The 19,965-nt window shown below is 45.0% G+C and carries 17 protein-coding genes; 8 read left to right on the top strand and 9 right to left on the bottom strand.

Going from position 1 to position 19,965, the window contains the following annotated elements; genetic code table 11:
- Positions 1 to 134: 134 nt before the first annotated feature.
- Positions 135 to 611, bottom strand: coding sequence for a YSIRK-type signal peptide-containing protein (locus tag ACHBID_RS00540; RefSeq protein ID WP_105160156.1), 477 nt, complete (start codon positions 609 to 611; stop codon positions 135 to 137).
- Positions 612 to 813: 202 nt separating this feature from the next.
- Positions 814 to 2,799 carry an excinuclease ABC subunit UvrB gene (gene uvrB, locus ACHBID_RS00535; RefSeq protein WP_105160155.1) on the bottom strand — a complete coding sequence of 662 codons (1,986 nt, stop codon included), beginning with the start codon at positions 2,797 to 2,799 and terminating at the stop codon, positions 814 to 816.
- 191 nt (positions 2,800 to 2,990) lie between these two features.
- Here uvrB and ACHBID_RS00530 point away from each other — a divergent pair, with 191 nt between their 5' ends.
- A complete protein-coding gene (locus tag ACHBID_RS00530; protein WP_394731336.1) occupies positions 2,991 to 5,195 on the top strand; it encodes an ABC transporter substrate-binding protein/permease in 2,205 nt (734 codons plus the stop codon).
- Positions 5,195 to 5,935 (top strand): amino acid ABC transporter ATP-binding protein, encoded by a 741-nt coding sequence (locus ACHBID_RS00525; protein WP_105110775.1) that lies wholly within the window; start codon positions 5,195 to 5,197, stop codon positions 5,933 to 5,935. The genes ACHBID_RS00530 and ACHBID_RS00525 overlap by 1 nt, the downstream gene beginning before the upstream one ends.
- 155 nt (positions 5,936 to 6,090) lie before the next feature.
- Here ACHBID_RS00525 and ACHBID_RS00520 read toward each other — a convergent pair whose 3' ends face one another.
- Positions 6,091 to 6,582, bottom strand: a complete 492-nt coding sequence (locus ACHBID_RS00520) for a GNAT family N-acetyltransferase (protein WP_105110774.1) — start codon at positions 6,580 to 6,582, stop codon at positions 6,091 to 6,093.
- Between the two features lie 110 nt (positions 6,583 to 6,692).
- On the opposite strand from ACHBID_RS00520, the gene ACHBID_RS00515 reads away from it, so the two are divergent.
- Complete coding sequence (locus tag ACHBID_RS00515; RefSeq protein ID WP_394731337.1) at positions 6,693 to 7,328, top strand: NAD(P)H-binding protein; 636 nt, start codon at positions 6,693 to 6,695, stop codon at positions 7,326 to 7,328.
- A gap of 209 nt (positions 7,329 to 7,537) precedes the next feature.
- A complete protein-coding gene (locus ACHBID_RS00510; RefSeq protein ID WP_394731338.1) occupies positions 7,538 to 9,070 on the top strand; it encodes an ATP-binding cassette domain-containing protein in 1,533 nt (510 codons plus the stop codon).
- Positions 9,071 to 9,478: 408 nt separating this feature from the next.
- Here the strand turns inward: ACHBID_RS00510 and ACHBID_RS00505 are convergent, their stop codons facing one another.
- Entirely contained in the window at positions 9,479 to 11,149 is a 1,671-nt protein-coding gene (locus ACHBID_RS00505; RefSeq protein ID WP_125266239.1) for a formate--tetrahydrofolate ligase, read from the bottom strand.
- Between the two features lie 203 nt (positions 11,150 to 11,352).
- Here ACHBID_RS00505 and ACHBID_RS00500 point away from each other — a divergent pair, with 203 nt between their 5' ends.
- From ACHBID_RS00500 to ACHBID_RS00485, 4 genes are all read left to right on the top strand, one after another.
- Entirely contained in the window at positions 11,353 to 12,036 is a 684-nt protein-coding gene (locus tag ACHBID_RS00500) for a phosphopantothenate--cysteine ligase (RefSeq protein ID WP_172063548.1), read from the top strand.
- 4 nt (positions 12,037 to 12,040) lie between these two features.
- Complete coding sequence (gene coaC, locus ACHBID_RS00495; protein ID WP_125266237.1) at positions 12,041 to 12,586, top strand: phosphopantothenoylcysteine decarboxylase; 546 nt, start codon at positions 12,041 to 12,043, stop codon at positions 12,584 to 12,586.
- A gap of 19 nt (positions 12,587 to 12,605) precedes the next feature.
- A complete protein-coding gene (locus ACHBID_RS00490) occupies positions 12,606 to 13,145 on the top strand; it encodes an ECF transporter S component (RefSeq protein WP_257118027.1) in 540 nt (179 codons plus the stop codon).
- 92 nt (positions 13,146 to 13,237) lie between these two features.
- On the top strand, positions 13,238 to 14,956 hold the full coding sequence (locus ACHBID_RS00485; RefSeq protein ID WP_394731339.1) for a phospho-sugar mutase: 1,719 nt from the start codon (positions 13,238 to 13,240) through the stop codon (positions 14,954 to 14,956).
- A 721-nt stretch (positions 14,957 to 15,677) separates the two neighbouring features.
- On the opposite strand, the gene rfbD is transcribed toward ACHBID_RS00485, so the two are convergent.
- From rfbD to rfbA, 5 genes are all read right to left on the bottom strand, one after another.
- Entirely contained in the window at positions 15,678 to 16,538 is an 861-nt protein-coding gene (gene rfbD / locus ACHBID_RS00480; RefSeq protein WP_394731340.1) for a dTDP-4-dehydrorhamnose reductase, read from the bottom strand.
- 50 nt (positions 16,539 to 16,588) lie between these two features.
- Positions 16,589 to 17,635 carry a dTDP-glucose 4,6-dehydratase gene (rfbB, locus tag ACHBID_RS00475; protein ID WP_394731341.1) on the bottom strand — a complete coding sequence of 349 codons (1,047 nt, stop codon included), beginning with the start codon at positions 17,633 to 17,635 and terminating at the stop codon, positions 16,589 to 16,591.
- A gap of 327 nt (positions 17,636 to 17,962) precedes the next feature.
- Positions 17,963 to 18,448: a phosphoribosylanthranilate isomerase gene (locus ACHBID_RS00470; protein ID WP_394731343.1), complete on the bottom strand. Its 486-nt coding sequence runs from the start codon at positions 18,446 to 18,448 to the stop codon at positions 17,963 to 17,965.
- Positions 18,448 to 19,041 carry a dTDP-4-dehydrorhamnose 3,5-epimerase family protein gene (locus ACHBID_RS00465; protein WP_002937119.1) on the bottom strand — a complete coding sequence of 198 codons (594 nt, stop codon included), beginning with the start codon at positions 19,039 to 19,041 and terminating at the stop codon, positions 18,448 to 18,450. Before ACHBID_RS00465 ends, ACHBID_RS00470 begins: the two co-directional genes overlap by 1 nt.
- Entirely contained in the window at positions 19,041 to 19,910 is an 870-nt protein-coding gene (rfbA, locus tag ACHBID_RS00460) for a glucose-1-phosphate thymidylyltransferase RfbA (protein WP_125266232.1), read from the bottom strand. The genes ACHBID_RS00465 and rfbA overlap by 1 nt, the downstream gene beginning before the upstream one ends.
- Positions 19,911 to 19,965 lie beyond the last annotated feature (55 nt).

The following is a 19,965-nucleotide window of genomic DNA, read 5'->3' as shown; positions in this document are numbered from 1 at the left end:
TGCCCATAACGTTGATTGATCGATAACAATCTAGTCACTTGGCTTTTCTTTTGTCAAGTCAACGCTGAACTGTGCTGTATAGTGACCTGTCGTCGCATCAAACATCTTTTGTTCAGGAGTATCATCTTGTAACTCTATAATATTGCTCCGTCGCCTGCAGTTACTGGCTCAACATAGGGAATATCCTCTTCAAACAGTTTTTCATTAGGATCTAATGGGAACTTAGCTGTTGCATACTCAGTACCTGGCAAGGTAGACATGGTATTATATTGATTGTGATAAAGAATTGGCTCAGGATCTGATTCTCCTGGCACTTCCTCAACCGCAAGTGGCTGTTCTATAGGAATTTCCGCTGGTGCTGGCACTTCAATTACCGGTTCTGTCTCAGTTTCAACAGAAACTTCTGCTGATATAGCCGGTTCTTGATTTTCTGTTACCGCAGGTGCTACCACCTCAGCCTGCACATCCTGGTTGCTCACCGCAACTGTTGCTGGATTTTCAGTTGGCAAACTATCGGCGTTAACAATCTGACCACCTAAAAATAGACCCACACAGACTGATGCGGCTCCTACTGAAAATTTACGAATACTAAATCGTTGCTTACGAAACAAATCTGTTTCCCCCTACATTCATCTTAAAAACTTACTGAAAGCAAGTCAGACTCTTATATCTGGAGAAGGCCAAAGCAAAGACTAATTTGAATCAAAAATCGAAAGAATTTTTCAGCATGAGCTTGTAGACACTACTTCCTGTAAAAATATAGAAAAAAGAGCATCTGATTGATACCCCTTGTTCTGATTTTCTATTACTTTTCTACTTATTCTTCAACTCGATGACCATGTCACGAATCTGGGCTGCCAGTTCAAAGTCAAGCACTTCTGCAGCTTCCTGCATCTGACCTTCCAGTTTCTTGATCATGGCCTTGCGTTCGTCTTTGTTGAGGGCGTTGAAGTCCACTGCTTCTTCCTTGTCCTGAGTGACAGCCTTAGTCACGCTTATCAGGTCACGGATTTCTTTCTTAATAGTTTGTGGAATGATACCATGTTCTTCATTATAAGCCATCTGGATTTGACGGCGGCGGGCTGTTTCTTCCATGGCCTTCCGCATAGACTCGGTGACCTTGTCCGCATACATGATCACATGACCTTCAGAGTTACGGGCCGCCCGACCGATTGTCTGGATGAGCCCTCGTTCATTACGGAGGAAACCTTCCTTATCAGCATCCAAGATTGCCACCAGACTAACCTCTGGCACGTCAATCCCTTCACGCAAGAGGTTAATCCCTATCAAGACATCAAAGACGCCCAAACGCAAATCACGGATAATCTCCGTACGCTCCAAGGTCTTGATGTCCGAGTGCATATACTTGACCTTGACACCCATTTCTTTAAGATAGTCGGTCAAGTCCTCTGCCATTTTCTTGGTCAGCGTAGTGATAAAAGTCCGCTCACCTTTCTCGACACGCGCATGGATTTCGCCCAAGAGGTCATCCATCTGCCCCATGGTTGGACGGACCTCAACTTCAGGGTCCAAGAGTCCGGTCGGCCGAATAATCTGTTCGACAACGGTCTCTGTCTGCTCCATCTCATAGTCACCCGGCGTCGCTGAGACATAGACAATCTGATGGACATGGCTCTCAAATTCTTCCCTGCGCAGCGGACGATTATCCAGCGCACTCGGGAGGCGGAAACCGTAGTTGACCAACATCTCCTTACGTGAGCGGTCACCATTGTACATCCCCTTAATCTGCCCCATGGTCATGTGGCTCTCGTCAATCATGATGAGATAATCTTCAGGGAAAAAGTCCAGCAGAGTGTAGGGAGGCTCGCCCTCGCTTCGCCCGTCCATGTGGCGAGAATAGTTCTCAACTCCGTTGGTATAGCCCATTTCCCGAAGCATCTCGATGTCGTAGTCGGTTCGTTGTTTCAATCGCTGAGCTTCTAAGAGTTTTCCTTCTGATTCAAAGACCTTGAGCTGCTCTTCCAGCTCCGCCTGAATCTTGGCAATAGCCGTTTCCATGTGATCATCGTTGGTCACGAAGTGGGTGGCAGGGAAAATGGCCAAGTGATCCACATCGCCCAAAACCTTACCTGTCAGGCTTTCAATCTCACGGATGCGGTCGATTTCATCGCCGAAAAATTCGACACGAAAAGCGTGTTCGTCACGAGAAGCTGGGAAAATCTCCACCACATCTCCACGTACACGGAAGCGTCCCCGTTGGAAGTCGATGTCGTTGCGCTCGAACTGAATATCGACCAGAGAATTAAGCAACTGATCACGGGAAATCTCCTGACCTGGTCGCAGACTGACCACGCTGTCAGAATATTCCTTGGGCGAACCCAAACCGTAAATACAGGAAACCGAAGCCACCACGATGACATCGTTTCGCTCCAGCAGGGCTGAGGTCGCTGAGTGGCGGAGCTTGTCAATCTCATCATTGACCGAACTATCCTTTTCAATATAGGTGTCGCTGGACGGAACATAGGCTTCTGGCTGGTAGTAATCGTAGTATGACACGAAGTATTCTACCGCATTTTCTGGGAAGAATTCCTTGAACTCACTATAAAGCTGACCAGCCAAGGTCTTATTGTGGGCGATGACCAAGGTCGGCTTATTGACACGGGCAATGACCTGACTCATAGTGTAGGTCTTACCAGTACCCGTCGCCCCCATGAGAATCTGGGCTTTTTCGCCCCCCTCGATGTTATCCACCAAGGTTTCAATGGCTTGGGGCTGGTCACCAGACGGTGAATATTTTGACACTAGTTTAAATTGGTTTTCAGTATTTCGATTAATCATGGTTCTATTTTATCACAAGTCCAACATTTCATTGAAAAAATAGTTTTTCGGGGGGTGAAAGATTAAATTTTCTCACAATTTAATAACTTACAATGTTATATTTTCTGACATATCCTTTTCATTGTTTTTGCATTAATTTTCATAATATGGTACAATGGGAAAGTTATTTTATAGATAGAAGGAGTATGGAAATGAAGAAAAAATTATTCATGCTATTGGCAAGCATTTTGCCGGTCTTCTTTATTTTTACAGGTGTTCAGGCAGATGATACGATCGATATCGTCTTTGACAATGCCTATGCACCATTTGAATTTAAAGATTCTGACCAAACTTATAAAGGATTAGATGTTGATATTATCAACGAAGTTGCAAAACGTTCAAATTGGAAAATGAATCAATCCTTCCCAGGATTTGATGCTGCTGTCAATGCGGTCCAGTCTGGTTCGGCCGATGCCCTCATGGCTGGTACGACCATTACCGAAGCCCGCAAAAAGGTCTTTACCTTCTCAGACCCCTACTTTGATACGAAGATTATCATTGCAACAACCAAGTCTAACAAGATTTCTTCCTATGAAGACCTCAAAGGCAAGACAGTTGGTGTTAAAAACGGTACTGCTTCTCAAACCTTCCTCGAAGAAAACAAGGACAAGTACGGTTTTACTATCAAAACCTTCGACACAGGGGACACAATGTACAACAGTCTTTCCACTGGCGCTATTGACGCTGCTATGGACGATGAGGCGGTTATCCAATACGCTATCCAACAAGGGCAAGACCTGAGCTTGGACATCCCTGGCGAACCAATTGGATCATTTGGTTTCTCTGTTAAAAAAGGAAGCCAATATGAGTACCTCGTTGATGATTTCAATAAGGCTCTTGCAGCTATGAAAGAAGACGGTACCTACGAAAAAATCATGAATAAATGGTTTGGTGCAGCTACCGCCTCTGCTGATACGCAGAACTACTCATCTCGCTTGAAATTATCTGGTGATGCTACTAAAAAAGCAAACCCTATCAAGTCAAGCTACACGATCGTTTCAGATTCATCATTTGCCCCATTTGAATACCAGGACGAGTCTGGTAAGTACGTCGGCATTGACATGGAATTGATCAAGGCCATTGCGGAGCAACAAGGAATCACCATCACTATCCAAAATCCTGGTTTCGATGCAGCCCTTAACGCTGTCCAAGCTGGTCAAGCAGATGCCGTTATCGCTGGTATGTCGATTACTGACGCTCGTAAGGAAATCTTTGATTTCTCAGATGCCTACTACTCGTCAAATATCCTGCTGGCTGTTAAAAACGGCAGTGACATTGCATCCTATGAAGACCTCAAAGGCAAGACAGCCGGTGCCAAAAACGGTACAGCGTCTTACACCTTCTTGGAAAGCAACAAAGACAAGTACGGCTATACTTTGAAGGCCTTCGACGAGGCTTCTGGCATGTACGACAGTCTCAACTCTGGCTCAATTGACGCCCTCATGGATGATGAAGCGGTCCTCCTCTACGCTATCCAACAAGGTCGTGACTTCGCTACTCCAATCCCAGGTGAAAAATCTGGTGAATACGGATTTGCTGTGAAAAAAGGTAGCAATCCTGAACTGATTGAAATGTTCAACAATGGCTTGGCTGCATTGGTAGAATCAGGCAAGTACGATGAGATTTTCAACAAATACTTCAATGCCAAAGAAGAGACAACACCAAGTACAGCCACTGAAACAGTTGATGAAACCACCATTTTCGGTCTCTTGAAAAACAACTACGGTCAGCTCCTGTCTGGTCTTGGTATTACAGTTGGTTTGGCTCTCTTGTCATTTGCCATTGCTATCGTCATCGGTATTATCTTTGGTATGTTTGCGGTGAGCCCAATCAAGGCCCTTCGTGTTATCTCATCCGTCTTCGTTGATGTGGTTCGTGGTATTCCGTTGATGATTGTTGCAGCCTTCATCTTCTGGGGTATTCCAAACTTGATTGAGTCTATCACTGGTCAACAATCACCAATCAACGACTTCGTAGCCGGTACCATTGCCCTATCCCTTAACTCCGGTGCCTATATCGCAGAAATTGTCCGCGGTGGTATTCAAGCCGTTCCTGCGGGACAAATGGAGGCATCACGCAGTTTGGGTATTTCCTACGGGACAACCATGCGCAAGATTATCCTGCCACAGGCTGGTAAAATCATGCTGCCAAACTTCATCAACCAATTTGTTATTACATTGAAAGATACGACCATCATCTCTGCGATTGGTCTTGTCGAACTCTTCCAAGCTGGTAAGATTATCATTGCCCGTAACTACCAATCCTTCCGTATGTATGCAATCCTTGCTATCATATACTTGGTGGTTATCACCCTCTTGACTCGCTTGGCACGTAAACTTGAAAAAGGAGGCAAATAATGGCTTTATTAAAAATCAATGTTGAAGACCTGCACAAGTCTTACGGGAAAAACGAGGTCTTGAAAGGCGTCTCTGCAAAATTCTACGAGGGGGACGTTGTCTGCATTATCGGTCCTTCTGGATCTGGTAAATCAACCTTCCTTCGTACACTCAACCTCCTGGAATCCATCACAAGTGGTCATGTTATGGTAGATGGTTACAATCTGACTGACCCTAAAACAGATGTTGATGCCTTCCGTGAAAATGTCGGAATGGTATTCCAGCACTTCAACCTCTTCCCACACATGTCCGTCTTAGAAAATATCACCTTTGCTCCTATCGAACATAAAAAATTGAATAAGGCTGAAGCTGAGAAAGTCGGCATGGAATTACTGGAAAAAGTCGGTCTAGCAGACAAGCGTGACGCTATGCCAGATAGCCTGTCCGGTGGTCAGAAACAGCGTGTAGCTATTGCCCGCGCGCTGGCTATGAACCCAGACATCATGCTCTTTGATGAACCAACGTCTGCCCTTGATCCAGAAATGGTCGGCGACGTACTCAACGTTATGAAAGACCTAGCTGAGCAAGGCATGACCATGTTGATTGTTACGCACGAGATGGGCTTTGCCCGCAAGGTTGCTAATCGCGTCATCTTTACAGACGGCGGTGAATTCCTTGAAGACGGCACACCCGAACAAATCTTCGACAACCCACAACACCCACGTCTCAAAGACTTCCTGGATAAGGTCCTGAACGTATAAAGATTAGAAAAAACCTTGCTTTGTCAAGGTTTTTTGAGTTTCTTCAAATTATTATTAGCGTCTTTTCTGAATGCAATATAAAGCCCATCTTGCCCTGATACACGGAAAGTAGAGTGAAAAGGTCGATTTCCCAGCACCGGGACTATTAATCATCATTATACTGTCACCTTGTAAGACCAGCCCTTCTCTGTTTTTTCGAGCCTGCTAAATCCCATCTTCTCAAACAGACGCTGGGAACCAATATTCCAATCATAAATTTCTCCTACTCGAATTTCTGTGAAGCCTAGCTCTTTCGCACGTTCTATCATCCGTTTTAAGACCTTGCCACCAATACCCCTTGCCCAGTAACGGCTATCGCCGATGGAAATCGCAAAGTCATCTGCCAGCAGGGTCACGTCTCCAATTGGTCTCCAACCACACTTTTCCCGAATTTCTATCCAGTAGCACTCGCCATTTTCCGATAAAAAACGGTACATCCTAGCTAATTTTTCCAAGCTATAAGCTTCTTTCACACCATCAACCAACCAGACTAGCTCCATATTTTGATGCCAGTCAAAAGCAAGCTCATATTGACCATCATAGGCACGAAGGCGTACGGTAGTATCAATTTCTAGTTGCTCTGATTGTCTTATATTCCTTATTGGCATTGCGATTTCTCCTTTTCCCTTTCATTATAGCATAAGGATGTTTTATATGTGACAAATGCTCAAAATAGGTATATAATTACTACATAGTGATATCCAAGGGAGGAATTCTTATGTCAAATGTACTTTTATTCGGAGCAAGTGGCTTTTTAGGTCAAGAAGTGATGGAAAAATTGATTGCGAGCGGTCATCAGCTAACTGCTATTACACGGTCATTTGATCCCGAAAATAGCAAAAAATTCCGTCCAGACATCGACTGGGTAGAGGCCAACCTCTATCAAGCAGATCAGTGGAAGGAATTGCTTAATGACCATACTGTTGTCATTAACTTGGTCGGTATGGTCAAAGAAGAGCCCGAAAAAGGCTTAACCTATGATAAGGTCATTCTCGGTGCTGCCAAGGTGATTGCGGATGTTATGGCTGATAAAAGTGACCACCACTACATTTACGTATCTACCCACCTCGAAGGGCTTGCGACGCCAGAAGGCTACCGCAAGGCTAAAAAAGAGGCGGAGGATTATCTCTTGGCGCAATCCTTCAAAACGAGCATCGTCCGTCCTAGCATGATGTACGGTCCAGGCAAGGCAGGGACAAATGAAAGAGCCCAGGCTATTCTGGAAAAAATGGACCCTGCAAGTCCAGCTTGGGCCGGTCGACCAATTGCCGTGGAAAAGGTTGCCCAGACCATTGCTAACATTGTCAACGGAAAAACTGACCAAACCATATTCGAAAATGATGATATGGCTTGACAAATTATTCCCAATCAGATATAGTAATACTATCAAAAGAATACGAGGTAAAGGACCATGGACACAGACAAGTAATCTCTATTAAGTTTATACTTAGAGGTAGCTTGCCTGTGTCTATTTTTCCTGTTCTCCTATTCCCAAAATAGGTCTTTTTTGAGCAGGCACGCTACTGAGTAAGTAGTGTGTTTTTTCTTATACAAGGAGGCCTTATGCTCATCACAACACAAAATCTATCAATCCATCACCAAAAAGACCTGCGTCCACTCGTAGCCGACCTCACCCTCACCATCAATAGTGGCGATAAGGTGGCTATCATTGGCGAAGAAGGCAATGGCAAGTCCAGCCTTCTCAAGACCTTGCTCAATCCAGACATGGTAGCAGACTATCTCCTGATAAGTGGCACGATTCAACGCCACTTCACCGCACCGATCTACATCCCACAGTCTCTTCCTTTGGAAATGGCAGAGCTGACACTCAATGACTACTTCTTTTCTCAAGTAGATCTGGATATTGATTTCGGACTGCTCTATCGCTACGCCGAACAACTGGCTTTTGACAGTGACCGATTGAGCAGTGACCAATTGATTTCTAGCCTGTCCGGTGGAGAAAAACTCAAAATCCAACTCATCAAATCGCTCGCTAAGCATTCTGATATTATTTTCCTAGACGAACCGTCAAACGACCTAGACCTAGATACGCTCTCATGGTTGGAAAACTATATTGCCACTAGCTCCAAAACGATTGTCTACGTCTCACACGATGAGGATTTTCTTGCCAAAACTGCCACAAAAATTATGCATTTACAATCTGTAAAGAAAAAAATGCTGGCCAAAACAAGCGTTCAGACCATAGATTATCAAGCCTACCGTGACCAGCGCGAGGCAGCCTACTATAAACAGGTCCAGCAAGCGCAAAACGACCGCAAGGAATTTGAAAAAACCATGGAAAAACACCGTCGTCAAAAATCTCAGGTCCGGAATACCTTACTTAATACCCATGATGCAACAGCTGGACGGCTAGTAGCCAAAAAGATGAAATCTGTTTTAGCTAGGGAAAGGCGCTATGAAAAACAGGCAGAAAGCATGACCAAAATGCCCTACCATGAAGATGCCATTCACCTGTTCTTCTCTGACATTCAGCCGGTACCAGCTCACAAACAGATTATCGACGTACAGGGTGAAGAACTGTGGTGCCATGAACGCCTGTTGGTCAAAAATCTCTTCATGAAGGTCAAGGCTGGTGAAAAAGTCGGCATTATCGGAGCCAATGGTGTCGGAAAATCCAGCCTCATCAAGTTCCTCTATCAGCATCTGCAAACCAGGTCTGACCTACAGCTGGGCTACATGCCTCAGCACTACGCAGATTTATTGCCATTAAGCAAAACTCCTCTCGCATTTTTAGCAGGAGAAAAGGATAAAGAGGAACAAGAGGCTGCTCTCACCTACCTGGCCAGTCTACAATTCACCCGCGAAGAGGTTCACCATGCTATTTCCGATTTATCAGGGGGGCAACAAGCAAAATTACTGCTCTTAAAAATGGTATTGGACAAGGCCAATGTTTTACTACTAGACGAGCCCAGTCGCAATTTTTCACCCATTTCACAGCCCTACATTCGTGAATTATTCTCGGATTATCAGGGGACACTTATCTGCGTCTCGCACGATCGACGATTTTTGAGGGAGGTTTGTCATCAGGTTTACAAACTAAGCAAGCAAGGACTATACAGGCTAGACAGCATCTAAATAAAAGTCTCACAGCGAGACTTTTTCATAATGCAGACAAACTAAATTCTGGATAAATAAACTAAGTAGCTCTACTAAGAAAAAACAAAAATTTAGTTTATTTTGCGAGCGGAGCGAGCCCTAAGCCAGGACTTTCCGCTGTGATGAAAATGCCTGAAACGTTGTCGTTTCAGGCATTCGGAGTATTTGAGACCTTAGGCTCAAATACTAGGTATAGAATTCCGTAGGTAGCTCAAACAGTCTGGGGGACTGTTTGAGGAGTAAACCTAGAAACAAGAAAGTTTACTACCGTCCGATATCACCTCAGGTAAGTCTGAAAAGAGATTTGTCTACAAACTCAAAAAGTCTCATAGCGAGACTTTTTTGTATTTTTATTCAATTAGGCTGGTTCTAATCATAAACTCATTTCTAAAACAAGCCCAAGGCTGAACCATCTGCTGCCACGTCCATGTTGAGAGCAGCAGGTGCTTTTGGCAAACCAGGCATGGTCATGACATCACCGGTCAAAGCCACGATAAAGCCAGCACCTAATTTTGGTACAAATTCACGGACAGTAATATCGAAATCAGTCGGTGCCCCCAGCGCAAATGGATCATCTGAAAAACTGTACTGGGTCTTGGCCATACAAACAGGCAATTTATCCCAGCCATTCTTGGCAAATTCGGCCAATTGATTGCGGGCTTTCTTTTCAAAAACGACACCCGTTCCACCGTAAATCTGCGTCACAATCTTGCTGACCTTGGTTGCCAAATCATCGTCAGACTGATAAATGGCTTGGTAGTTAGCCTGCTGTTTTTCAATGGTTGCGACTACCGTTTCAGCCAAAGCAACTCCACCGGCCGCACCGTCTGCCCAGACACTGGCAAGTTCGACAGGAACACCGATTTGACCACACAGTTCTTTGAGTGCAGCGATTTCGTCAGCTGTATCAGTTACAAATTCATTGATGGCAACGACAGCTGGAATACCGTATTTCTGGATATTTTCGACATGGCGCTTGAGATTGGCAAAGCCAGCTTTAACAGCCTCGACATTCTCAGTCGCAAGGTCTGATTTTGCGACACCACCGTGCATCTTCAGAGCTCTCAGCGTGGCAACAATCACCACGGCATCAGGCGATTTTGGCAAATTCGGTGTCTTAATATCCAAGAATTTCTCTGCACCCAAATCTGCTCCAAAACCAGCCTCTGTGACCGTATAATCTGCCAAACGTAGAGCCGTCGTAGTCGCAAGGACTGAGTTACAACCATGGGCAATATTGGCAAAGGGACCACCATGAACCAAAGCGGGCGTACCATAAATGGTTTGAACCAAATTTGGCTTAATCGCATCTTTGAGAATGAGAGTCAGCGCTCCTTCCACCTGCAAATCCCGAACAAAAACAGGTGTACGGTCATAACGATAACCAATGACAATGCTTGCCAAGCGTTCTTTGAGGTCGTCTAGGTCCGTCGCCAAGCAGAGAATGGCCATAATTTCAGAGGCAACCGTAATATCAAAGCCATCTTCACGCGGTACACCGTTCAGCGGTCCACCCAGACCAACTGTGACCTTACGAAGGGCGCGATCATTTAGGTCTACCACCCGTTTCCAAATAATCCGGCGCGGATCCAAGCCCAACTCGTTTCCTTGATGCAAATGATTATCAATCAGAGCAGACAGGGCATTGTTAGCTGTTGTAATGGCGTGCATATCCCCTGTGAAATGCAAATTGATATCTTCCATCGGTAGAACCTGCGCATAGCCACCACCAGCAGCTCCCCCCTTGACACCCATTACAGGTCCAAGCGATGGCTCCCGCAAGGCAATCATGGTTTTCTTGCCAATTTTTGCCAGAGCATCTGCCAATCCAATAGTCACAGTGGACTTGCCTTCTCCAGCTGGAGTTGGGTTGATGGCTGTTACCAAAATTAACTTGCCAAGCTCATTGTCCTTGACTGCATTGATTTTATCAAAAGACAATTTAGCCTTGTATTTTCCGTATAATTCGAGGTCATCAAATCCAATTCCGACCTGCTCAACAATCTCTGTAATCGGCTTGAGTGAAACACTCTGTGCAATTTCAATGTCTGTTTTCATGCTAGCTCCCCTTAGCGAAATCTTTTTTCCAGTATATCACATCCCCTTGGAAAATCGGAAACATTTTTATGAAAAATAGTAAGAGTATTCGGATTTTGTGGCGGACTATCATTCAATAACAGTTATAGTTTGATTCCATTTTAGTAATAGTCTATTGGTCGCGAAAACTTTACGAAAAATGGAAAATTTAGTACAATATGGACATGAAAATCATCATTACATCAGGTGGAACCAGTGAAGTTATTGACCAGGTCAGGGCTATCACCAACCACGCAACAGGTACCTTAGGAAAAATCATTGCCGAACAGGCTCTGGCAAGAGGGCACGAGGTAACTTTGGTGACAACCAAGCAAGCTGTCAAGCCAACATCTCATCCTCATCTGACAATTGTAGAAATCACCAATGTAGAGAGCCTGAAAGAAACTCTTGAACCTCTTGTCAAGACCCACCAAGTCCTCATCCACAGCATGGCCGTTTCCGACTACACACCGGTCTATATGACTGGCTTGGACGAGGTTAGGGAAACAGAGGACATCACCAGCCTGCTGGAGAAGAAAAATACGGAAACCAAGATTTCATCCAAGGCTGACTACCAGGTGCTCTTCTTGAAAAAAACACCCAAAGTTATCTCCCATGTCAAACAATGGAATCCAGGCATCCAGTTGATTGGCTTTAAGTTACTGGTCGACGTGCCCAAGGAAGAACTATTTGCCGTGGCACGAGATAGCATCCAGCGCAACAAAGCAGACTACATCCTGGCCAACGACCTAGCGGACATTACTGCCGACAAACATCTGGGCTACCTGGTGTCTCAGACCGAGGCTATTCCTGCGGAGACTAAGCAGGACATCGCCCAACTCATTTTAAATACCGTTGAAAAGGGGTAAGACTATGGCAAGAATTACGCTTGCGGTGACAGGATCTATTTCCGCCTACAAGGCTGCTGACATCACCAGCCAGCTGACAAAACTCGGTCACTTTGTGACAGTCCTCATGAGCCGCTCTGCTATGGACTTTATCACGCCCTTGACCCTTCAAGCCCTGTCCAAAAATCTGGTCCATACCGACCTCATGCTGGAGGAAAATCCTGCCTCTATCAAGCATATCGATATTGCCAAGGAAACGGACCTTTTCCTGGTGGCCCCTACCTCGGCCAATACTATCGCCAAGCTGGCAAACGGTATGGCAGACAATATGGTGACGGCGACGGCTCTGGCCATCCCTATCGGGGTGCCAAAATTGGTCGCTCCTGCCATGAATACTAATATGTACCTCCACCCAGCCACACAACACAATCTGAAGACCTTGACAAGCTATGGCTATGAAGAAATCAAGCCTCGGGAGGCCCTGCTTGCCTGCGGTGATTTTGGAACTGGGGCCCTGGCTGAGGTTGACATCATCATAGAGAAAGTGAGTAGAATTTTAAGTGAGAAATAAACAGTCCAATCAGGTGGCCATGACAGCCATTTTTATCGCCATTATGATCATTATCGAGGTCATCAGCCAGGCTATTTTTGCCAGTTTCGTACTTCCTGTCAAGCCAACCATTACCCACATCCCTGTCATCATTGCTAGCATCCTCTACGGACCAAAGCTGGGAGCCAAGCTAGGCGGCTTCATGGGCGTCATGTCCATTATCCGAAATTCCATTATCTTATCGCCTATGAGCTATGTCTTTAGCCCCTTGGTGGAAAACGGGAACTTCTACTCTATTCTGATTGCCCTTGTCCCACGAATTTTGATTGGGGTTACGCCTTATTATATCTACAAATGGCTGAGCAATAAGCCTGGACTGGCTATGGCGGGGCTGACTGGTACATTGACCAATACCATTTTTGTCCTGTCCGGTATTTTCATTTTCTTTGGCTCTGTCTACAAGGGCGACATTAAACTGGTCCTAGCAGGCATCGTTTCTATCAACTCCATCACGGAATTGATTGTCTCAGCCCTATTGACCGTAGCCATTGTTCCGATTTTGCAGAAAGTTGTAAAATAAATCTCAGAAAATCATGTGAAAGCATGATTTTTTTTTTTGAAAATGGTATAATGAAAGCGTTTAATAGAAAAAATTTTTTAAGGAGATATCCTATGTCTTATCAAGAAACCTATCAAACTTGGCTAGATGTTGCTGACCTGCCTGACTACCTTCGTCAGGATTTATTGGCCATGGATGAAAAAAGCAAGGAAGATGCCTTCTATACAAATCTTGAATTTGGTACAGCAGGTATGCGTGGCTATATCGGTGCTGGTACCAACCGCATCAATATCTACGTGGTGCGTCAAGCAACCGAAGGTTTGGCAAAATTGGTCGAGTCTAAAGGTGAAGAAGCTAAAAAACGTGGGGTAGCGATTGCTTACGACACTCGCCACTTCTCTCCAGAATTTGCCTTTGAATCCGCACAGGTCTTGGCAGCACATGGCATCAAGTCTTACGTCTTTGAAAGCCTACGCCCAACACCAGAATTGTCCTTTGCTGTCCGCCACTACAATGCCGTTGCAGGTATCATGGTGACTGCCAGCCACAACCCTAAAGAATTCAATGGTTACAAGGTTTACGGCGAAGATGGTGGACAAATGCCACCAGCAGATGCGTCTGCTTTGACGGACTACATCCGTGCTATTGACAATCCATTTGCAGTGGCATTGGCTGACTTGGAAGAAAGCAAGGCTAATGGTCTGATTACGGTTCTCGGTGAAGAGACAGACCGCCTCTACCTGGATGAGCTCAAGTCTATCAATATCAACAAAGACTTGATTGCTGAGCATGGTAAGGACATGAAAATTGTCTACACACCACTTCACGGTACGGGTGAAATGTTGGCTCGCCGTGCCTTGGCTGAAGCTGGCTTTGAGTCTGTGGCAGTTGTCGAAAGCCAAGCAACAGCTGACCCAGACTTCTCAACAGTTGCCTCTCCAAACCCTGAAAGTCAAGCTGCTTTTGCACTTGCCGAAGAACTTGGCCGCGAAGTTGGTGCAGATGTATTGCTAGCAACAGACCCAGATGCTGACCGTGTCGGTGTCGAAGTTCGTCAGGCAGACGGTTCATACTGGAACCTGTCTGGTAACCAAATCGGGGCTATCATTGCTAAGTATGTCCTTGAAGCGCATAAACAAGCAGGTACCCTCCCAGCAAATGCTGCCCTTGCTAAATCGATTGTGTCAACTGAACTGGTAACTAAGATAGCTGAAAGCTACGGCGCAACCATGTTCAACGTCTTGACAGGTTTCAAATTCATCGCTGAGAAAATCCAAGAATTTGAAGAAAAACACAACCATACTTACATGTTTGGTTTTGAAGAAAGCTTTGGTTACTTGATTAAGCCATTCGTGCGCGATAAGGATGCCATTCAAGCCGTTCTGATGGTCGCAGAGATTGCTGCCTACTACCGCTCTCGCGGCATGACCTTGGCAGATGGTATCGACGAAATCTTCAAGGAATACGGTTACTTCGCTGAGAAAACCATATCTGTTACTCTTTCTGGTAAAGACGGTGCCGAGCAAATCAAGGCTATCATGGCTAAGTTCCGTGAGCATGCTCCTGAGCAGTTCAACAAGACTGACATTGCTCTCTTCGAGGACTTCGCTCTGCAAAAGGCTGTCGCTCTTGACGGAACGACAACTGAACTGACAACACCTCCGTCAGATGTGCTCAAGTACACCTTGACAGACGATAGCTGGTTTGCCGTTCGCCCATCAGGTACCGAACCAAAAATCAAATTCTACATCGCAACAGTTGGCGCAACCTTAGGTGAAGCTGAAGAAAAAATCGCCAATATCGAAAAAGAAATTACAGAATTTGTAGGATAGAAATAAGGTCACAGCTGAGCTGTGGCTTTTTCTATGGTTATATTTTAGCAACTAATAAAATCAGTTACGCCACTTCATCCGCTCGATGATTGACCGGATCAATTACTTGTGGTTGGAAGCACCGAAAAACTCAAAAAACGGCTCTATAAGACTGTAGTGGGGAAATCCCCTATAGAGATTATGGAGCCTTTTTGAGTATCAAAAAGTCCCATACGACCTATAATGAAAAGCGACGAAACTCAGATTAGAAAGGGATCGTATGGAATAGATAAACAGTCAGGGAAATGACCGTTTATCCCCGAACCAAGAAATAATAAAGCGAGGATAGTATCACAAACTTACTTGGAACGAAAGACCCCAACATCACTATTTTGGATCATGTGGACTGCACTTCTCACAAAGAAATTCTTGCCAAACTGGATTATTCAGCTATTTTTACAATCATCAACGTTTTCAAGAGCGCAACAACGGCCTTGCCCCTCTTGAAATGAGGAACAAGGCCGTCGCCTAATCTTTTTTTATTTCATTATCCACTTGACGGGGAGCTGTTCAGTCTTAAACGGATTTACGCAGGAGTTAGTTAGCGCTAACTCCTTTTATATTTTTATTATAAACCATTGAACTTGATTTTTCAAGTAAAATACCTGGGACCTTATATGAATGCTAAGAATTGTTTCCTGGGATATGTAGAGGTTTCGTGACCTATATTATACAATCCTAGCTACTTATCACCCATTTTTTCCTGCTCATAAAACGCCTGCAAGGCCTCTTGCCAGCTTGGGATAACAAAGCCTGTTGCCTTGGCCTTGTCCAAATTCATAGTTGAGTTGAATGGACGTTTGGCTTTGGCTGGGAATTGGCTAGAATCTACTGGCAAGACTTTTGTATCAGTATCTTTGAGGATTTCCGTCGCAAAATCAAACCAAGTTGTATCCTCTGTCGCATCATTGGACAAATGGTAATAGCCAAATGCTTGCTTGGTATCCACCAAGTGTACCATAAATTCTGCCAAGGTCCGTGTCCAAGTTGGACGACCATGCTGGTCATTAACAACTGTCAAGGTATCGCGGGTCTGTGCAAGGTTTTTCATGGTAAAGATAAAGTTCTTACCGTAATTTCCAAATACCCAAGCCGTGCGAACAGTGTAGAACTTATCTGCGTATTTCTCAACGGCCTCTTCGCCCAAACGCTTGGTACGGCCGTATTCTGACTGAGGATCTGGCTGGTCATCCACCTGCCACTCCTGACCGATTGGTAAATCACCGTTAAAGACGTAGTCAGTTGAGATATAGACCAATGTTGCGCCATATTTAGCCGCAGCTTTGGCTACATTTTCAGAGCCTGTTACGTTAATCTTGTAGTTGAGTTCCTTGCCCTCATCTTCTGCCATATCAACAGCTGTGTAGGCTGCACAGTGGTAAACGACGGTCGGCTGGACTTTTTCAAAGAAAGCATCTACTTTCTCTGCTTCGGTAATGTCCATCTCTGCCACGTCAGCGGCAACATACTCGACACCACGCTCATCCAAGAGATAACGCAATTCTGTACCCAACTGACCATTTGCACCTGTAATTAAAATCATGTTCGCTCCTCATTTCAAGAAAGGCTAGAGCAGAGCTCAAGCCTAAGATTTTATTTAATAACTTCCTGCGTCTTAGCATATTTGGCTTCGACAGCCTCTTTCTCAGCCTTCCACCAATCTTGATGATTGGTGTACCAATCAATGGTATCCTGCAACCCTTGCTCAAAGTTAGTAAATTCTGGTTCCCAACCAAGCTCATCACGGAGTTTGCTTGCGTCAATGGCATAGCGTAAATCGTGTCCTGCACGGTCAGTCACGTGGTCGTAAGCATCTTTTGGTTGACCCATTTTTTCAAGAATCAATTCAAGCACTTCTTTGTTGTTCTTCTCACCGTCAGCACCGATCAGGTAGGTTTCTCCCATACGGCCTTTTGTCAAGATTGCCCAAACACCAGTCGAGTGGTCATTGGTATGAATCCAGTCACGGACATTTTTACCTTCACCGTAGAGTTTTGGCTTGATACCTGCCAAGATATTGGTGATTTGGCGTGGGATAAATTTCTCGATGTGTTGGTAAGGACCGTAGTTGTTTGAACAGTTTGAAATGGTTGCTTTGACGCCAAAAGAACGCACCCATGCTTTGACAATCAAGTCTGAAGCAGCCTTGGTTGATGAGTAAGGTGATGATGGGTTGTAGTTGGTTTCCGCAGTGAATTTCTCACCTGGACCTTCTCCATGACCTGGCAAGTCTTCACGCAAAGGAAGATCGCCGTAAACTTCATCTGTTGATACATGATGGAAACGGATGTCGTATTTACGAGCCGCTTCAAGCAATGTGTAAGTACCGATAAAGTTGGTATGGATAAATGGGCTCGGATCGTTGAGAGAGTTGTCGTTGTGGCTTTCTGCCGCATAGTGAACGATGGCATCTGCCTTAGCAGCCAATTTGTCAACCAATTCAGCATCTGCAATGTCGCCAACAACAAGCTCCACACGGTCACCAAGAATAGCTTCCAAGTTGGCCTTGTTTCCAGCATAAGTCAATTTATCCAAGACAGTCACATGGACGTCTGGATGGTTATTGTAAACGTAGTGCACAAAGTTTGAGCCAATGAAACCAGCTCCACCAGTTACGATAATATGTTTAAATTGAGACATTTTTTTCTCCGAAAAGTTTTTTTCTTTTTTTGATAGTTTCCTTAGGTAGTGGGGACGCCAGCAACCACCAAGATGTTTCATTACTACACCATGAGCCTAAGGTCTCATGGTTTCCCAGAGGCTGGGCAAAAAGCCCAGCACCGCTTCTCAAAGTTAGTGTCAACATCTCAGCGCAGTGGTTGATTGGCAGATTTGTTCGTGTTTTACACTCCAAATCTGACCTAATCAACTGTGCGGGGGTGGGAAGACGAACTCTTTTTTAACTAGTCGAGTTCTTTCCCACTCCCTTCTCACTACGGCGATGACACACAGAACTGCTCGCTTTTTTTACCTCAAGATTTCCTTCAAGTAAGCAATCTTGGCAAAGTCTTTTTGATTGTTATTTTCTGCTCGGTAGGAATCTTTTGAAGAGGCTTGGTAGATTTTCAGGTATTGTTCAAGTGTCGGTAGGTAATAGCGAGCACCTGCTGTTTCTAGTTCTTCCAAATCTTCTAGCTCTACACCAGCAAATTCAGGCAGTGAATGTAGGCCTCCGAATTCAACAGATAAGCCGTCTTTATGAAATTCATGTTCATGACGGTCAACAAGGACGTAACCTAGTTGGTTCATCATAGAAATCAAGGCGTCCGCCTGATAAATCCTTTCGTCGTCTGGGGCTTCCCAGCCACGCGGATCACTTGGAACATGAATATCTAAATCTCCTGCCTGCCAGTCCCTCCCTGTGCGCCTTTCCAAACCAACTGAGCCCATTAACAAGGGAGTGATTCCTAACTTGTTTAACTGCTCTGCTATTTCCAAAAAGGCTTGAAACATTAGAGGTCCTCTTTTCTCAAAGGCTTGACGTCCTTGAGGAGTGGGTGATTTTTATCTGCTTCTGAAACTTCTGCTTCTTCTAGGTTTTCCCACTGGATGTCAAGGCTCGGGTCAGCGTAGTTGACGAAGGCATACTTAGGCTTGAGCTCCAATGCCCAGTAGTCGTTAACCAAGTAGCTGTAAGCCACGAAATCTGACAAGACTTGGAAACCGTTGGCCACTCCGCGCGGAACGAAGATACCTTTTGAAGCATCGATAACGGTTTGGTAGGTGTTGCCGAAGGTTTCGCCTTCACGAAGATCGACCCAAGTTCCCAAAACCTTACCGCCGTCCGCTACGGAGATATATTTATCCCAAGGCTCTGCGTGAAGACCACGAAGAACGTTTTTGCGAGAGAAGGAAACATTATTTTGTAATTTCCCTTCTGCAAAGAAGCTTTCAGGGAAGCCGAGAGGCAACATTTTTTCCTTTTGGAAGTTCTCCTTAAACCAGCCACGGTTGTCACCATGAACAGGAATGTCGAATTCTAACATTCCAGGAATAGCTTCAACTGGGCGAGCTGCTAGTGTTTTACCGAAAAAGTTTTCTGTCATTAGGCTTCTCCAATCAAACGGAGCAAGTATTGTCCGTATTCATTTTTCTTAAGGGGTTGCGCCAATTCATGTACTTGTTCTTTTGTAATGTAGCCCATGCGGTAGGCAATTTCTTCCAAGTTCGCAACTTGAACATTTTGCAAGCGTTGAACCGTTTCGATGTACTGCGCAGCTTCCAAGAGGCTTTCATGCGTACCTGTATCCAACCAAGCAAATCCACGTCCCATGAGTTCCACAGACAAGTCGCCACGTTCAAGGTAGGCCTTGTTGACATCTGTAATTTCCAACTCGCCACGAGGTGATGGTTTAATATTTTTCGCGATTTCCACAACATCATTGTCATAGAAGTAGAGTCCAGTAACCGCAAAGTTTGATTTGGGAACCTCTGGTTTTTCTTCGATAGAAATGGCGTTCATGTCTGCGTCAAATTCTACCACTCCAAAGCGTTCTGGGTCCTTGACTTGATATCCAAAGACTGTCGCACCTTTTTCCTTGCTGGCTGCCCGTTGGAGCATCTTGGTCAGGCCATTTCCGTGATAAATGTTGTCACCGAGAATCAGGGCAACATTGTCATTGCCGATAAATTCTTCACCGATGATAAAGGCTTGCGCAAGTCCATCTGGACTTGGCTGCTCTGCATATTCCAAAGAAATACCCAGCTCAGAACCGTCACCCAACATATCCTTGAAGCGTGGAAGATCCTGCGGCGTGGAAATGACTAAAATCTCCTTAATCCCAGCCAACATCAAGGTTGACAACGGGTAGTAAATCATAGGTTTGTCGTAAATGGGCATGAGCTGTTTGGAAGCTGCACGCGTCAGCGGATAGAGGCGAGTGCCTGAACCACCGGCTAAAATAATACCTTTCATAGTCTTACCTTCCTGCGTATAATATCAGTCCATTATACCATATTTTCAGCGTTTT

This window comes from Streptococcus sp. A25, assembly GCF_043674095.1.
Classification (GTDB): Bacteria; Bacillota; Bacilli; order Lactobacillales; family Streptococcaceae; genus Streptococcus; species Streptococcus suis_V.
Note: the sequence above shows the minus strand (reverse complement) of the source record. Positions and strands in the feature narration are given on the sequence as shown.

Excerpts from the sequence above, each read along its gene's own strand:
- ACHBID_RS00470 (WP_394731343.1), bottom strand. The coding sequence starts at position 18,448 with ATGTTTCAAGCCTTTTTGGAAATAGCAGAGCAGTTAAACAAGTTAGGA.
- ACHBID_RS00530 (WP_394731336.1), top strand. The coding sequence starts at position 2,991 with ATGAAGAAAAAATTATTCATGCTATTGGCAAGCATTTTGCCGGTCTTC.
- ACHBID_RS00515 (WP_394731337.1), top strand. The coding sequence starts at position 6,693 with ATGTCAAATGTACTTTTATTCGGAGCAAGTGGCTTTTTAGGTCAAGAA.
- ACHBID_RS00490 (WP_257118027.1), top strand. The coding sequence starts at position 12,606 with ATGACAGCCATTTTTATCGCCATTATGATCATTATCGAGGTCATCAGC.
- uvrB (WP_105160155.1), bottom strand. The coding sequence starts at position 2,799 with ATGATTAATCGAAATACTGAAAACCAATTTAAACTAGTGTCAAAATAT.
- ACHBID_RS00485 (WP_394731339.1), top strand. The coding sequence starts at position 13,238 with ATGTCTTATCAAGAAACCTATCAAACTTGGCTAGATGTTGCTGACCTG.
- ACHBID_RS00525 (WP_105110775.1), top strand. The coding sequence starts at position 5,195 with ATGGCTTTATTAAAAATCAATGTTGAAGACCTGCACAAGTCTTACGGG.
- rfbD (WP_394731340.1), bottom strand. The coding sequence starts at position 16,538 with ATGATTTTAATTACAGGTGCAAATGGTCAGTTGGGTACAGAATTGCGT.
- rfbA (WP_125266232.1), bottom strand. The coding sequence starts at position 19,910 with ATGAAAGGTATTATTTTAGCCGGTGGTTCAGGCACTCGCCTCTATCCG.
- rfbB (WP_394731341.1), bottom strand. The coding sequence starts at position 17,635 with ATGTCTCAATTTAAACATATTATCGTAACTGGTGGAGCTGGTTTCATT.
- ACHBID_RS00465 (WP_002937119.1), bottom strand. The coding sequence starts at position 19,041 with ATGACAGAAAACTTTTTCGGTAAAACACTAGCAGCTCGCCCAGTTGAA.
- ACHBID_RS00520 (WP_105110774.1), bottom strand. The coding sequence starts at position 6,582 with ATGCCAATAAGGAATATAAGACAATCAGAGCAACTAGAAATTGATACT.
- ACHBID_RS00510 (WP_394731338.1), top strand. The coding sequence starts at position 7,538 with ATGCTCATCACAACACAAAATCTATCAATCCATCACCAAAAAGACCTG.
- ACHBID_RS00500 (WP_172063548.1), top strand. The coding sequence starts at position 11,353 with ATGAAAATCATCATTACATCAGGTGGAACCAGTGAAGTTATTGACCAG.
- coaC (WP_125266237.1), top strand. The coding sequence starts at position 12,041 with ATGGCAAGAATTACGCTTGCGGTGACAGGATCTATTTCCGCCTACAAG.
- ACHBID_RS00505 (WP_125266239.1), bottom strand. The coding sequence starts at position 11,149 with ATGAAAACAGACATTGAAATTGCACAGAGTGTTTCACTCAAGCCGATT.